The following is a 14,163-nucleotide window of genomic DNA, read 5'->3' as shown; positions in this document are numbered from 1 at the left end:
AACGCTACTTGAAAGCGGTGACCAACCACGATCACAACTGAAGTTATTACAAATAAAAAGATAAAAAATAGTCTAATCTAATGATAAATAATGATTTTATTTTAACGCCAGCAGCTTGTCATATAACTGTAATATTTCATACATTTTTCTGTCATTAAACTGTCCTATTTTCCCTCCTGCACCATACTTAATCTGATGAAAACAATTTATACACTTGGTACTTGAGTTGCAGCGTTGTTAGCTTGGTTCATTACTCAGCCCATCCTGCAATACCAGGTTCTTTGGTATAGAGTTAATTCTAATATCCCATTAGGAGGGATTATGAAACTGATGCGTACCACCGTAGCCAGCATTGTGGCAGCGACTTTATCTATGACCACTGTGTCCGCGTTCGCTGCTGCAAGCCTGACAGGTGCAGGTGCGACATTCCCCGCGCCGGTGTATGCCAAGTGGGCAGATTCTTATCAGAAAGAAACAGGTAACAAAGTTAACTATCAAGGGATCGGCTCTTCAGGTGGCGTAAAACAAATCATTGCCAATACTGTTGATTTCGGTGCTTCTGATGCGCCATTAGCAGACGATAAGCTGGCGGCTGAAGGTTTGTTCCAATTCCCAACTGTGATTGGTGGTGTGGTGCTGGCCGTTAATATCCCTGGCATCAAATCTGGTGAACTGACTTTAGACGGTAAAACACTGGGTGATATTTATCTGGGTAATGTGAAGAAGTGGAATGACCCGGCGATTGTGAAGCTGAATCCGGGCGTTAAATTGCCAGATCAAAATATTGCAGTGGTGCGCCGTGCTGATGGTTCTGGCACTTCATTCGTATTCACCAGCTATCTAGCTAAAGTGAATGCGCAGTGGAAAGAGAAAGTGGGTGCAGGCTCAACGGTTAACTGGCCGACCGGTTTAGGTGGTAAAGGTAACGACGGTATTGCGGCATTTGTTCAGCGCTTGCCAGGTGCCATTGGTTATGTGGAATACGCTTATGCCAAACAAAATAACCTGGCTTACACCAAACTGGTTTCAGCCGATGGCAAACCAGTCAGCCCAACAGAGCAAAGCTTTAGCGCTGCGGCCAAAGGTGTAGACTGGAGCAAAACGTTTGCTCAAGACTTAACCAATCAGAAAGGTGATGATGTTTGGCCAATTACCTCTACTACTTTCATTTTGGTGCACAAAGAGCAGAAAAATGCGGCTAAAGGCACTGAAGTACTGAAGTTCTTTGATTGGGCATACAAAAACGGTGCTGAACAAGCTAATGCGCTGGATTACGCCACATTACCAAAAGAAGTGGTTGAACAGGTTCGTGCAGCTTGGAAAACCAATGTTAAAGACAGCAACGGTAAGCCAATCTTCTGATTGAAGTTAGTTTTGCCTGTAATAATTTATTTATAAGATATTGATTTAATATACCCAAAGTAATTGAAGTTGCAGGTAGGCGGCAAGTGAACGAACCCCGATGAGCTGACTCAGGTCAGTGATTCGGGTGAGCGAACATAACCAACAACCCTGCGGCTTCAAGTACGAAGGGAATTAACACCCGGATGAGAAGAGAGTCTATGGCTGATTATAAGCCGACTACCAAAGCACCGAGCAAATACGGTGACATCATTTTCAGCGCGCTGGTTAAACTGGCTGCGCTGATTACGCTATTTCTGCTGGGCGGCATTATCATTTCATTGATTGTTGCTTCTTGGCCAAGTATTCAAAAATTTGGTTGGGCTTTCCTGTGGACCAAAGAATGGGATGCCCCGGCTGAGCAGTTTGGTGCATTAGTGCCGATTTATGGCACAGTTGTCACCTCTGTTATCGCCTTACTTATTGCAGTCCCGGTCAGTTTTGGTATTGCCTTGTTCCTGACTGAGCTGGCCCCTAACTGGCTAAAACGCCCACTGGGTGTGGCTATCGAACTATTAGCGGCTATCCCTAGTATTGTTTACGGGATGTGGGGTTTGTTTGTTTTCGCTCCCTTATTTGCCCGCTATTTCCAAGAACCCGTCGGCAACGTGATGTCTGGCATCCCGATTGTGGGTGTGTTGTTCTCAGGCCCGGCATTCGGTATTGGTATTCTGGCCGCAGGTGTCATCCTGGCCATCATGATTATTCCTTACATTGCAGCGGTTATGCGCGATGTGTTTGAGCAAACCCCGGTGATGATGAAAGAGTCAGCCTATGGTATTGGCTGTACCACTTGGGAAGTTATCTGGCGCATTGTGCTGCCTTACACCAAAAACGGTGTGATTGGCGGTGTGATGCTGGGCCTGGGGCGCGCTTTGGGTGAAACCATGGCAGTGACCTTTATTATCGGTAACACCTACCAACTCGACAGTTTCTCACTCTTCATGCCAGGGAACAGTATCACCTCTGCGTTAGCGAATGAGTTTGCTGAAGCGGAGTCCGGTTTACATACTGCCGCGCTGATGGAATTGGGCCTGATATTGTTCGTGATTACCTTTATCGTGCTGGCGTTATCTAAGTTAATGATTTTGCGTCTGGCTAAGAAAGAGGGGCGCTAAGATGGCGACAATGGATATGCAAAGTGATGCGACGCTACTGGAAACCCGCCGTAAAAAGCAGGCTTGGCGTCGCCAAAAGAACCGTATAGCCTTACTGCTTTCAATGGCTACCATGGCGTTTGGTTTGTTTTGGTTGGTGTGGATTTTGTTCTCCACCGTGACCAAAGGAATTGACGGCATGTCTTTGGCGCTGTTTACCGAGATGACTCCGCCACCCAATACCGCGGGTGGTGGTTTGGCTAACGCCATTGCCGGCAGTGGTTTATTGATCTTATGGGCCACAGTCATTGGCACCCCTCTGGGTATCATGGCGGGGATTTACCTGGCTGAATATGGCCGTAAATCCTGGTTGGCGGAAATTACCCGCTTTATAAATGATATTTTGCTATCAGCACCTTCCATCGTGGTCGGTCTGTTTGTCTACACCATCGTGGTTGCCAAGATGGAGCACTTCTCCGGTTGGGCTGGGGTGATTGCATTGGCGCTGTTACAAGTGCCGATTGTTATCCGTACTACTGAGAACATGCTCAAGTTGGTACCAGATAGCCTGCGTGAAGCTGCCTATGCCCTGGGAACACCGAAATGGCGCATGATATCGGCTATTACGCTGAAAGCGTCTATCTCCGGTATTTTGACAGGCATCTTGCTCGCGGTAGCACGTATTGCCGGTGAAACAGCACCCTTGCTGTTCACATCGCTCTCCAACCAGTTCTGGAGCACTGATCTGAGCCAGCCTATCGCTAACTTGCCGGTTACTATATTTAAATTTGCCATGAGCCCATTTGCCGAATGGCAACAACTGGCTTGGGCAGGGGTGCTGCTAATTACCCTGTGTGTATTGTTACTGAATATTCTGGCTCGGGTTATTTTCGCGAAGAAAAAGTATTAATCGGCTGCGTAAGTATCAGCATTGAGTAATGAAAATACCGAATCGCCAATAAATTTCAAAATGCGGCTACGGCAGCATTGGCTAAAAGAGAGAAGTCTTGATGAGTATGGCTACTGACATCAATAACAGCAAAATCCAGGTTCGCGATCTGAACTTCTACTATGGCAAATTCCATGCGCTAAAGAATATCTCGCTGGATATTGCTAAGAACCAGGTCACAGCATTCATCGGGCCATCAGGTTGCGGTAAATCTACTCTGCTGCGTACATTCAATAAAATGTATCAGTTGTATCCTGATCAACGTGCTGAAGGCGATATTTTATTGGACGGTCAGAATATCCTGACTGACAAACAAGATATTGCGTTGTTGCGGGCTAAAGTTGGCATGGTTTTCCAAAAACCGACCCCGTTCCCGATGTCGATTTACGATAACATCGCCTTTGGTGTGAAACTGTTCGAAAACTTGTCCCGTGCTGATATGGATGAACGGGTGCAATGGGCGCTGACCAAAGCGGCATTATGGAATGAAACCAAAGATAAATTACACCAGAGTGGTTATAGCTTGTCAGGCGGGCAGCAGCAGCGTTTGTGTATTGCCCGTGGTATTGCTATCCGCCCTGATGTATTGCTGTTGGATGAGCCTTGCTCAGCGTTGGACCCTATATCCACCGGTAGAATTGAAGAGTTGATCAGCGAATTGAAGTCCGATTACACGGTAGTTATTGTGACGCATAACATGCAGCAAGCTGCACGTTGCTCAGACCACACTGCATTTATGTATCTGGGCGAGCTAATCGAATTCAGTGATACCGATACCCTGTTTACTGCGCCACAGCAGAAACAGACGGAAGATTATATTACTGGTCGCTATGGCTGATCGGCCTATCCCCGTAATACTTCAAGCTGCATGTGCGTTGGCTGCTTTCGTTCACCCCAGTCACTTACTTGAGTAAGCTCCTGGGGATTCGCTCAATTGCCGCCTTCCTGCAACTCGAATTATTTAGGGTATACATCAATTTCGCCTACTTACACGTACGGGAAGTATTATGGATAACTTGAATCTGAATAAACATATTTCCGGCCAGTTCAATGCAGAACTTGAACATATCCGCACCCAAGTATTGACCATGGGTGGACTGGTGGAACAACAATTATCTGACGCGATCACCGCAATGCATAATCAGGACGGTGAACTGGCGAAGCAAGTGATTGCAGGCGATAGAAAGGTCAATATGATGGAAGTGGCGATTGATGAAGCCTGTGTGCGCATCATTGCCAAACGTCAACCTACGGCCAGTGATTTACGCTTGGTGATGGCGATTATTAAAACTATCTCTGAGCTGGAGCGCATCGGTGACGTAGCAGATAAAATCTGCCGTACCGCGCTGGAAAAATTCTCTCATCAGCATCAGCCTTTGTTGGTTAGTCTGGAGTCTTTGGGCCGCCATACGGTGCAAATGTTGCATGATGTGCTGGATGCTTTCGCACGTATGGATTTGGACGAGGCTATTCGGATCTATCGCGAAGATAAAAAGGTTGATCAGGAATATGAGGGCATCGTGCGGCAATTGATGACTTATATGATGGAAGATCCGCGAACTATCCCAAGTGTACTGACTGCCCTGTTTTGCGCTCGCTCTATTGAGCGTATTGGCGACCGCTGTCAGAATATTTGTGAGTTTATCTTCTATTTCGTCAAAGGGCAGGATTTCCGCCACCTTGGTGGCGATGATTTAGAGAAACTGCTTTCCAGTAAGACTGAAAAATAACGATTTCCCCAATCATCCTGGCGAATTAGGCAGGTTGGGGATTGTTTTTTGTATTTGCCCTCCTTTTTTGAACAATATAAGATAACTCTATATTGTTTCATGTTTGTTTATATTCTAAATCCTAATTTGTTGACATAATAAAATAGCATTGTGCTTCTCTGTTTTTATATATTCCTGATAATTTTGTTATAGGTGGGAAATATATTTTCCTTTTGACGGAAGATGTATTTCCTATATCTAAATTGTTTTTGGTGATATTTAAATTTCAGCTTAACATGATTATTTTGGTATGTTTTTACGCGGGAGCGGGATAAGTGAACATGGGTCTGTATACACACAAAAATGTAACGCTTAGCCTATTTTGGTTGCTATGGATAGCATGTTTAGTGAGCTATATAGTCTACAATTTATTTTTTTATCTACTGCTTGCTCCTACTCTATTCCTTATCTTTATCTTGATAAAAATTATGTTTAAAAAGAAAACTAACAGTAATAATGAGGTGTTTCCTGTGACGAATATTCCCCATAAAGCCCATTCACCATTAACTGATTTGTCACCAGATACAACTAAAACAAATACCATTATCGCCGCAGGTACGCAATTAACAGGTGATGTTAGGCTTGATGGCGACATTCAAATTTATGGTGTAGTGGTCGGCGATATTATCGTTAGTGATGGCACCATAAGGCTGATGCGCAGTGGCAAGATTGAGGGTAATTTAACCGCACCACACATTACGGTGGATGGACGGATTGAAGGGATCTGTGTTTCTGATCATCTGGAAATTCTGGAAAATGGACGTTTAAACGGCATTGTGAAAGGCAGTAATTTCTCAATCAAGAAAGGTGGCGTCTTTATCGGTCAGTCTGAGATAACAGAGGAACCTGACAGCCAAAGCAAGGGTAAAGTAAAACCTGCTGTAATAGTGCCCCAGGAAAAGGCTAATACAGAAGAAGCCCGATCTGATGCCATTTCCAGTAGCAAATAATTCTGTCAGTTCACTTTTTTCTAATACATGCTAATAACACGATTGGGCTAAATTTTAGGGCTACGATCGTGTTACTTGCTCACTTTTTTGGGTGTTTTTTCATCGATTATTTTTTTATTTGCTGAATATACAGCATTTTTCAACCTACAACTTCAGAAACAGGCTTTGGGATGCACTCTAAGGCTCCCTATTCTCCTCATTTTCCTTTGCCACCGATCCCACTTTCTTTGCCAATATAATCAGACTAATTGACTGAGATTAATTAGTTATAAATATATCGTTTTATATTATTTCCTGACCTAACGCCGAATTGATAGCTTATCCACATCGCAACATCTCAATCATCTTAGGAGCTTTCAATGAAGCAATCTCTGTCCACAAAAAAAAGCGCACTGGCATTAACGCTGTTAGCGGGTCTGGCGACGCTGTCTGGTGCAGCCCACGCTGATAAACTGGATGATATCAAGCAAGCGGGTGTGGTGCGGATTGCTGTTTTTGATAGTAACCCTCCATTTGGTTATATCGACCCACAGACTAAAAAGCTGGTGGGATATGACGTGGACGTGGCGAATGCTATCGCGAAAGATCTCGGTGTAAAAGTAGAACTACGCGCCACTAACCCGGCCAACCGTATTCCATTACTGACATCGAAGAAAGTTGATCTGATTGCGGCAAACTTCACTATTACTGATGAGCGCGCTAAGGAAGTTAACTTCAGCCTGCCATATTTCGCTACGGGTCAGAAATTTATCGCGCATAAAGGTGTGCTAAAGACACCTGAAGATATCGGCAAATTACGTATTGGTGCGGATAAAGGTACGGTTCAGGAAATTACCCTGCGGGAGCATTATCCAACCGCAAAAGTGATTTCTTACGATGATACACCGCTGGCATTTACTGCTTTGCGTAATGGTAACGTTCAAGCTATCACCCAGGATGATGCGAAACTTGTCGGCCTGCTCGGTAACTTACCGGCGGCACAAAAAGCTGATTTTGAGATCTCACCGTTCAGTATTACCAAAGAGTACCAAGGGGTTGGTATTCCTAAGGGTGAAGAGCGCTTAACGGCAAGTATTAACGAAACACTGGTGAAATTGGAAAAAGATGGCGAAGCGGCGAAGATTTATGATCGTTGGTTTGGCCCAGCAACCAATGCAGCCCAGCCGCGCGGTGAGTTTAAATTTGCGCCATTGGATCAGCAACCTAAAGCCTAATATATCCTTCGTCCTTGAAGTGAGAACATTAAAGCCCTGCATTGTCACGATGTGGGGCTGCTTGCATTGTAATCCGTTAGTGATTAACACCATGGGGGATAGGTAAGATGGATTTTACAACACAGCTAATAATAACTATTGAGATGCTTTTAGCGCGATATGGGTATCAAGACCTATGAATCTACATCATCTCACTGATTGGTTGTTGGCCCCGCAATATCTTAACTGGCTGTGGCAGGGGTTTCTGCTTACGTTGTGGATTTCTGCCTGCACGGTGGTTGCTGCCACGTTATTAGGCTTTTTGCTCGCTGCCGCCAGAGATAGTGAACTTAAAGTGCTGCGGTGGTTTGCTGTTGGCTATAGCACGCTATTTCGCAATACGCCGCTGCTGATACAACTGTTCTTTTGGTATTTTGCTGCCAGTCAGTTTCTGCCTGCTTCCTGGGTTCCATGGCTCAATACGCCCCATGAAATCACCTTTATCGGACTCACGTTAAGTTGGCCTTCTTTTGAATTTTTAGCCGGGTTTATCGGGCTAACCCTCTATTCCACGGCGTTTATTGCTGAAGAATTACGTTCTGGGATCAGCGGTGTCGCTAAAGGACAAAAATACGCGGCACATGCGCTGGGGTTAACGGGCTGGCAATCGATGCGCCATGTGGTGTTGCCGCAGGCGTTGAAAATTGCCATGCCGCCATTGTTGGGCCAGTACATGAATATTATTAAAAACTCCTCTTTAGCGATGGCTATCGGGGTGGCTGAGCTTTCCTATGCTTCTCGTCAGGTTGAAACCGAAACATTGCGGACATTTCAAGCCTTTGGGGTGGCAACAGTATTGTATATCGCCATTATCGCGTTGATTGAAGCCTGGGGCATGTGGCGTCAACAGCGAACCACAATCAGGGGGCATTGAGATGGATTTTACAATTATTGCTGATAACTGGACTTATCTACTGTGGGGTACTTTCCCTGATGGCCCTCTGGGTGGGGCGGCATTAACCCTGCTGATCAGTATCATGGCTGGAGTGGCCTCCGCAATCTTAGGGACCGTGCTGGGGGTATTGCTGGCAATGTCTCGTGGTGTTTGGGCGGGCGTATTGGCGGCTTTTTTGGGCTTTTTCCGCGCCATCCCGGTGATAATGCTGATTTTTTGGACTTACTTCCTGCTGCCAATTGTATTTGGTGTGGATATCCCCGAAATCACCACGGTGGTGTGTGCACTGGCATTGATTGCTTCCGCCTATCTGGCGCACGCAGTAAAAGCGGGGATTGTGGCGATTGGTGCAGGGCAGTGGCAGGCTGGGTTGTCGCTAGGTTTTAACCGCTGGCAGGTTTTATGGTTTGTGGTCTTGCCGCAAGCATTGCGCATGATGGTGCCATCATTTATCAATCAATGGATTTCATTGATTAAGGACACATCGCTGGCTTATATAGTTGGGGTGAATGAACTGACTTTTCTGGCAACTCAGGTTAATAACCGCAGCATGGTTTATCCAATGGAAGTGTTTCTGTTTGTCGCGTTGGTCTACTTCGTTTTATGCCTGGCTTTGGATTTATTGGCAAATGGCCTTAACCGCCGTTTTAGCCCACAGCATGCTATTAAGAAACAAAGTGCCATTAAACGTTCATGGCGCTGGTTGAGTCATAAACCAGCGCCGTCGGCACACTAATGATGAGTAATCTGCCAGCCTCTTTCGCGCCACAAGTCAGGCAGTTGCTGCATATCATCAAACATGGTGACTAGCGGGTGGTGTATCGGCTGGTTGTGTGGATCAGCGCAGTAGTAAAATACCGGTATACCTGCGGCAATCCCAGCGTGGGTGCCGGCCGCGGAGTCCTCCACCAAAATGCAGTGCTCGGCGGCCACCTGCATCTCTTTTGCCGCGTGATAAATCAGCGCGGGATCAGGCTTCCAACGCTGAATGTCGTAACCGCTATAGAGGCGCGTATCAAAGAAAGACAGCAGGCCAGTCAGGCCAAGGGAGTGCTGCATTTTGCTCACTGGCCCGTTGGAGACCACGCAGACGGGCAGGGTGATTTGCTCCAATAGCGCTTTTGCCCCAGCAATAGGCTGTAATTCGGCATCAAACAGGCGTGCAACCTCAGCGCGGTAGAGTTTTTCCAGCGTTGCTATTGATTCATCCAGACCGTTTTCTTTACTCACCAGCGCGACTATTTCATTCAGTTTTACCCCTTTAAAACGCTTAATCACCTCTTCCAGCGACAGGTGAATACCGTAATGGGCAAACATCACGACGTATGCACGACAACACAGAACTTCACTGTCAACCAAGGTGCCATCGCAATCGAACATGACGCATTCAATGTTATTCACTCTACTTATCCTTAAATTGTGCAGATCTACGTTCACTTCACTTTAATCATCCTGAGTAAGAATGCGATGTTTATTGACCCTACTAGCAGAAAAACTAATAACAAGTTAATAAAATACAACGGGTTGAATAATATGCAGTCATAATGAAGGCGTTGTTGCGCAACAGTGAAGATAAAAAATAGCCAAAAAAGAGTGTGATCCCGCTCTAAACAATAGTTTTTTGTTATAGGATATCCCCCGACTATCACTCCCTTCTGTGGAACTCTTCGAATGAGTAAACCAAACCTTGATACTGAGCAGGGGCTGCTCGAACGTGTATTTAAACTGAAACAGCACGGTACCACGGCACGTACTGAGTTGATTGCCGGTATCACTACCTTTTTGACTATGGTCTATATCGTGTTCGTAAACCCCCAGATTTTAGGGGTTGCGGGTATGGATGTGCGGGCTGTTTTCGTGACAACCTGCCTGATTGCCGCCTTTGGTAGCATCTTTATGGGCTTATTGGCTAACTTACCGGTAGCACTGGCTCCGGCGATGGGGCTTAACGCTTTCTTCGCTTTTGTGGTGGTTGGCGCGATGGGTATTTCATGGCAAGTCGGCATGGGTGCTATTTTCTGGGGCGCAATCGGTTTCCTTTTACTGACCATTTTCCGCATCCGGTATTGGATGATTGCTAACATCCCACTGAGCCTACGGGTGGGGATTACCAGTGGTATTGGCCTGTTTATTGCCATGATGGGGCTGAAAAATGCCGGTATCGTGGTGGCAAACCCGGATACCTTAGTCGCGGTAGGTAATTTGACTTCTCACAGTGTGCTGTTAGGTGCGCTGGGCTTCTTTATTATTGCGGTTCTGGCCTCTCGCAATATCCACGCTGCGGTGCTGGTGTCGATTGTGGTCACCACGCTGATTGGCTGGGCGCTGGGTGATGTGCATTACTCTGGCATTTTCTCCATGCCGCCAAGTGTGACTTCGGTGGTCGGGCAGGTGGATTTAGCCGGAGCGCTGAATATAAGTATGGCGGGGATCATTTTCTCCTTCATGCTGGTTAACCTGTTCGATTCATCCGGCACATTAATCGGCGTCACGGATAAAGCGGGCTTAACCGACCACAAAGGCAAGTTCCCGCGCATGAAGCAAGCGCTGTACGTAGATAGCATCAGCTCGGTAGCCGGTGCTTTTATCGGTACCTCATCGGTGACCGCGTATATTGAAAGCTCCTCAGGGGTGTCTGTCGGGGGTCGTACTGGTTTAACGGCCGTTGTGGTTGGTATCTTGTTCCTGCTGGTGATGTTTGTGTCACCCCTGGCCGGTATGGTGCCTGCTTATGCCGCTGCCGGTGCGTTGATTTATGTTGGCGTGCTGATGACATCTAGCCTGTCACGGGTGAAGTGGGATGATTTGACTGAAGCCGTTCCTGCGTTTGTTACCGCGGTGATGATGCCGTTTAGTTTCTCTATCACTGAAGGGATCGCGCTGGGCTTTATCTCTTATTGCCTGATGAAGCTGGGCACTGGCCGTTGGCGTGAAATCAGCCCATGCGTAGTGGTTGTTGCGCTACTGTTTGTGCTGAAAATTGCCTTTGTTGATCACTGATAGCCGATCATAAAAACGCCCCCCTTTCGACACCGAGGGTGGGGGCGTTGTCGTTATAATCTTATGCTTTTAACTGAGCGCTGATTTGCTCCAGTGCCTTTGTCGCACATTGTGCGTCCAAATGCCCGCCCGGTGCACCGGCAACACCCACTGCACCGACCACCTCATCCCCTGCTTTCACTGGCACTCCACCCCCTAACAGCAAGAACCCTGGAATGTCTTTCAGGTTGTTGGCCGCAGGTGTCTTTTGGCTGTTTTCCATCACTTGCCCGCTTGGGGTTTTAGTCGATAGTGCCGTAAAGGCTTTTTGCTCGCTGGCTTTAACGGTGTGCGGACCGGCATTATCAGCACGTAATACAGTTTTGATGATCCCAGCACGGTCAACCACAGTTACCGCCACGTTGTAACCATCCGCCTGGCAAACAGCGAGGGTGCGGCTGGCCAAATCGGTGGCCAGCGCCTGAGAGATATTACGTTCAGTGTTCAGACCCGCAGCAGAGGCTTGAGCTATCAGGCCAATGAATAAGGCGGAGGTCAGGGCAATAGGCTTGATCATATAAAATCCTTATTGTTAGCGAAGTGATTTCATCACTGTGCCGCTATGTTACGGCGATAAGTGGTGAAAAAACATTCGGCTAACTACCCGTTTTACTCCGTACTTCTACCTATTCCCTTCGGACTTGGCGCCGCAGGGTTGTTATCTGCGCTCACGCATCCACATCACTTGACTGCGTAAGCTCATCGGGATTATGAGCCTCATCAGAGGCTCACCCTACGGGCCACGCAGGCGCTGTTCAAAATGGTTTACAACCAATTTGTTGTTCACTTGCTGCCTACCTGCAACACCAATTACTTTGAGTATATTATTGGTAGGATATAGGAGTAATTATGAATAAGTGATGCCAGCGAGTTGACCTCCAGCTTGGAGAATATATTCGCGCGGTGCGCTTCAACGGTTCGCGGTGAAAGTGACAACATATGGGCGATTTGCTTGCTGGTTTCCCCTTGGATAATCAGCGCGGCGACTTCCCGCTCGCGGGGTGAGAGCTGGCTAAGTAACTGTTGATAGCTCACTTGCTGCTTTTTCACTGCCAGCGCTTGCTCATGTTGCTCCAGTGCCATGCCGACCGCCTCGATCAGCACATCGGCGTCGATAGGTTTGGTCAAAAACTCCAGCGCTCCACCTTTAAATGCCCGGCGGCACAATTCAATATTACCGTGCCCAGTCATTATGATGACCGGAAGAGTGCTATCACGGCATTGAATGGCTTCTAATACTGCCATCCCACTCTTACCCGGCATTCTGATATCCAGGAGTACGCAACTTGGCTGGGTTATTGCCAATGTATCGAGGAAATGCTGGCCGTCACTGAATGCTTTTACTTCCCAGCCCAGGGTGGCGAGTAATGCGGTTAGCGCGGCGCGAACACCGTCATCGTCATCAATCAGATAAATGTGTTTTGTCATGCGTATTCTCGCCAATCAGGGGAAAGGTTAGGGTAAAACAAGCCCCGCCATATTCACTGTTTGCGGCTTTTATGTCACCTCCCATTCGCTGTACCAATGTCTCACACAGGGTTAGCCCTAATCCCAGGCCACTCTCGCGAGTGGTATAAAAAGGTGTGAACAGGTGGTCTAACTGCTGATGGCTTAGCCCCGGCCCATTATCTTCTATCTGAATTAGCCATTGCTGTGGTTGCAGGCGGGCAGTGAAATAAATTAACGGGGTCGCAGTATGTTGTACGGCATGGATAGCATTACTGAGTAAATTATGCAGAATTTGCTCCAGCCATAAAGGATCGGCCGAGAGTGGTGGTAAATTCGCTGGAATACTATTCACAACCGTTACTTTGCTGGCGGCTATCTCATTACTTAATAAAGCATTCACGCGTAACCAGATATCCGCTACCACCACCGGTTGTAAATTCACCTGCCCACGGCTGAGTAATGTGCGTAGCCGCTCCAGTAGCGCCGAAATCCGTTTGATTTGCTCAACTGACGCCCGTAGCAGTGGGGTAATTTTGTCGTCCTGTGCGGGTAATAACCGCAGAGCGGTTTGGTTATACGTCAGGGTGGCAGTGAGCGGCTGGTTCAACTCATGGGCGATACCTGTGGCAATTTCCCCCATGGCATTGAGTCTGGCTTGATCAGCAAATTTAGCCCGTTGTTCGGCGCGATTGCGGTATTGCGCCAACTGCTGCCAACGGTGCCAACCATAGAGGGTAGCTCCCCATATGAGTGAAAGCAGGAGGGCAGTTAACCAAGGCAGGTCACGCCAAAGAGGAGTTGCATAGCCAGTTAACGCAAAGGATTGAGCGCCCTCTCCCAATGGTTTTTGCCATTGCCAAAAGCTGTCTGGATTTGGCTTGCCCAGCACAGCTAACAGATGTTGCTGATAGCGCAATGTCACGCTGTCGAAATTTTCTGGTAAACCCACTACCTGTAACAGTTTTAACCCATTAATCTGCAAGCCACTGCCATTGTATGAGTTCGATAGCTGATAATCACCGCCGTGAACTTGCAGCGTTAACTGGCCTGCTTTTGATTTGTCGGCTTTAGTTTGGCTAATTGCGACTAATTGCGGGAAATGGCGCTGTAGTTGCGACAGTTGGTTTGGTTCAAGAGTCAGAAACAAAATAGCCTGTTGCTGGGCTAATTGCTGGCTCAATTCACGGTGGGTAATACGAAATTCGGCCTCACGCTCAGCTTGCTGCTCATTTAAACCATACCAACCCAGCCAGAGAGTGGATATCAGGGTCAGGATAAGCCAGACAGTGATTTTAACGGCCATTTAGCAGCATCCAACATGTGTGGGTCAAGAGAGTAACCCCCAATCACCAGCGGCCAGT

The 14,163-nt window shown here is 47.2% G+C and carries 14 protein-coding genes; 10 read left to right on the top strand and 4 right to left on the bottom strand.

Going from position 1 to position 14,163, the window contains the following annotated elements; genetic code table 11:
- Positions 1-321: 321 nt before the first annotated feature.
- The 9 genes from pstS (at position 322) to V2A84_RS19085 (ending at position 9,050) form a co-directional block, all read left to right on the top strand.
- Positions 322-1,362 (top strand): phosphate ABC transporter substrate-binding protein PstS, encoded by a 1,041-nt coding sequence (pstS, locus tag V2A84_RS19125; protein ID WP_083161568.1) that lies wholly within the window; start codon positions 322-324, stop codon positions 1,360-1,362.
- 200 nt (positions 1,363-1,562) lie between these two features.
- The gene (gene pstC, locus V2A84_RS19120; RefSeq protein WP_005186724.1) at positions 1,563-2,519 is read left to right on the top strand and encodes a phosphate ABC transporter permease PstC; all 957 of its coding nucleotides are present in this window, start codon (positions 1,563-1,565) and stop codon (positions 2,517-2,519) included.
- Position 2,520: 1 nt separating this feature from the next.
- The gene (gene pstA, locus V2A84_RS19115) at positions 2,521-3,408 is read left to right on the top strand and encodes a phosphate ABC transporter permease PstA (RefSeq protein ID WP_005186725.1); all 888 of its coding nucleotides are present in this window, start codon (positions 2,521-2,523) and stop codon (positions 3,406-3,408) included.
- Between the two features lie 100 nt (positions 3,409-3,508).
- Complete coding sequence (gene pstB, locus V2A84_RS19110) at positions 3,509-4,285, top strand: phosphate ABC transporter ATP-binding protein PstB (protein ID WP_004713904.1); 777 nt, start codon at positions 3,509-3,511, stop codon at positions 4,283-4,285.
- 169 nt (positions 4,286-4,454) lie between these two features.
- Positions 4,455-5,177, top strand: a complete 723-nt coding sequence (gene phoU / locus V2A84_RS19105; RefSeq protein WP_049612252.1) for a phosphate signaling complex protein PhoU — start codon at positions 4,455-4,457, stop codon at positions 5,175-5,177.
- Positions 5,178-5,497: 320 nt separating this feature from the next.
- The gene (locus tag V2A84_RS19100) at positions 5,498-6,166 is read left to right on the top strand and encodes a bactofilin family protein (protein WP_083161566.1); all 669 of its coding nucleotides are present in this window, start codon (positions 5,498-5,500) and stop codon (positions 6,164-6,166) included.
- A 359-nt stretch (positions 6,167-6,525) separates the two neighbouring features.
- The gene (locus tag V2A84_RS19095; RefSeq protein WP_083161564.1) at positions 6,526-7,380 is read left to right on the top strand and encodes an ABC transporter substrate-binding protein; all 855 of its coding nucleotides are present in this window, start codon (positions 6,526-6,528) and stop codon (positions 7,378-7,380) included.
- A gap of 175 nt (positions 7,381-7,555) precedes the next feature.
- Positions 7,556-8,293 (top strand): amino acid ABC transporter permease, encoded by a 738-nt coding sequence (locus V2A84_RS19090; protein WP_083161562.1) that lies wholly within the window; start codon positions 7,556-7,558, stop codon positions 8,291-8,293.
- 1 nt (position 8,294) lies between these two features.
- On the top strand, positions 8,295-9,050 hold the full coding sequence (locus tag V2A84_RS19085; protein ID WP_372560188.1) for an amino acid ABC transporter permease: 756 nt from the start codon (positions 8,295-8,297) through the stop codon (positions 9,048-9,050).
- Here the strand turns inward: V2A84_RS19085 and yieH are convergent.
- Entirely contained in the window at positions 9,047-9,715 is a 669-nt protein-coding gene (gene yieH / locus V2A84_RS19080) for a 6-phosphogluconate phosphatase (RefSeq protein ID WP_083161558.1), read from the bottom strand. The two genes, V2A84_RS19085 and yieH, sit on opposite strands and share 4 nt — an antisense overlap.
- 270 nt (positions 9,716-9,985) lie before the next feature.
- Between yieH and V2A84_RS19075 the strand changes: the two genes are divergently transcribed.
- Entirely contained in the window at positions 9,986-11,314 is a 1,329-nt protein-coding gene (locus V2A84_RS19075; RefSeq protein WP_005186735.1) for an NCS2 family permease, read from the top strand.
- A 61-nt stretch (positions 11,315-11,375) separates the two neighbouring features.
- Here V2A84_RS19075 and V2A84_RS19070 read toward each other — a convergent pair whose 3' ends face one another.
- From V2A84_RS19070 to V2A84_RS19060, 3 genes are all read right to left on the bottom strand, one after another.
- On the bottom strand, positions 11,376-11,870 hold the full coding sequence (locus tag V2A84_RS19070; RefSeq protein ID WP_005186737.1) for a GlcG/HbpS family heme-binding protein: 495 nt from the start codon (positions 11,868-11,870) through the stop codon (positions 11,376-11,378).
- Between the two features lie 293 nt (positions 11,871-12,163).
- Positions 12,164-12,781, bottom strand: coding sequence for a response regulator transcription factor (locus V2A84_RS19065; protein WP_083161556.1), 618 nt, complete (start codon positions 12,779-12,781; stop codon positions 12,164-12,166).
- Complete coding sequence (locus tag V2A84_RS19060) at positions 12,756-14,105, bottom strand: sensor histidine kinase (RefSeq protein WP_083161554.1); 1,350 nt, start codon at positions 14,103-14,105, stop codon at positions 12,756-12,758. The genes V2A84_RS19065 and V2A84_RS19060 overlap by 26 nt, the downstream gene beginning before the upstream one ends.
- Positions 14,106-14,163 lie beyond the last annotated feature (58 nt).

Origin of the sequence: Yersinia sp. 2553 StPb PI, assembly GCF_052217105.1 — a bacterium.
GTDB classification, from domain to species: Bacteria; Pseudomonadota; Gammaproteobacteria; order Enterobacterales; family Enterobacteriaceae; genus Yersinia; species Yersinia enterocolitica_E.
The sequence above is the reverse complement of the archived record's forward strand: the minus strand, read 5'-3'. Positions and strand labels throughout refer to the sequence as shown.

Bases quoted from the DNA above. Each gene is read 5' to 3' on its own strand.
- V2A84_RS19095 (WP_083161564.1), top strand. From the start codon at position 6,526: ATGAAGCAATCTCTGTCCACAAAAAAAAGCGCACTGGCATTAACGCTG.
- V2A84_RS19100 (WP_083161566.1), top strand. From the start codon at position 5,498: ATGGGTCTGTATACACACAAAAATGTAACGCTTAGCCTATTTTGGTTG.
- V2A84_RS19060 (WP_083161554.1), bottom strand. From the start codon at position 14,105: ATGGCCGTTAAAATCACTGTCTGGCTTATCCTGACCCTGATATCCACT.
- V2A84_RS19070 (WP_005186737.1), bottom strand. From the start codon at position 11,870: ATGATCAAGCCTATTGCCCTGACCTCCGCCTTATTCATTGGCCTGATA.
- V2A84_RS19090 (WP_083161562.1), top strand. From the start codon at position 7,556: ATGAATCTACATCATCTCACTGATTGGTTGTTGGCCCCGCAATATCTT.
- pstC (WP_005186724.1), top strand. From the start codon at position 1,563: ATGGCTGATTATAAGCCGACTACCAAAGCACCGAGCAAATACGGTGAC.
- phoU (WP_049612252.1), top strand. From the start codon at position 4,455: ATGGATAACTTGAATCTGAATAAACATATTTCCGGCCAGTTCAATGCA.
- pstA (WP_005186725.1), top strand. From the start codon at position 2,521: ATGGCGACAATGGATATGCAAAGTGATGCGACGCTACTGGAAACCCGC.
- pstB (WP_004713904.1), top strand. From the start codon at position 3,509: ATGAGTATGGCTACTGACATCAATAACAGCAAAATCCAGGTTCGCGAT.
- V2A84_RS19075 (WP_005186735.1), top strand. From the start codon at position 9,986: ATGAGTAAACCAAACCTTGATACTGAGCAGGGGCTGCTCGAACGTGTA.
- pstS (WP_083161568.1), top strand. From the start codon at position 322: ATGAAACTGATGCGTACCACCGTAGCCAGCATTGTGGCAGCGACTTTA.
- V2A84_RS19065 (WP_083161556.1), bottom strand. From the start codon at position 12,781: ATGACAAAACACATTTATCTGATTGATGACGATGACGGTGTTCGCGCC.
- V2A84_RS19085 (WP_372560188.1), top strand. From the start codon at position 8,295: ATGGATTTTACAATTATTGCTGATAACTGGACTTATCTACTGTGGGGT.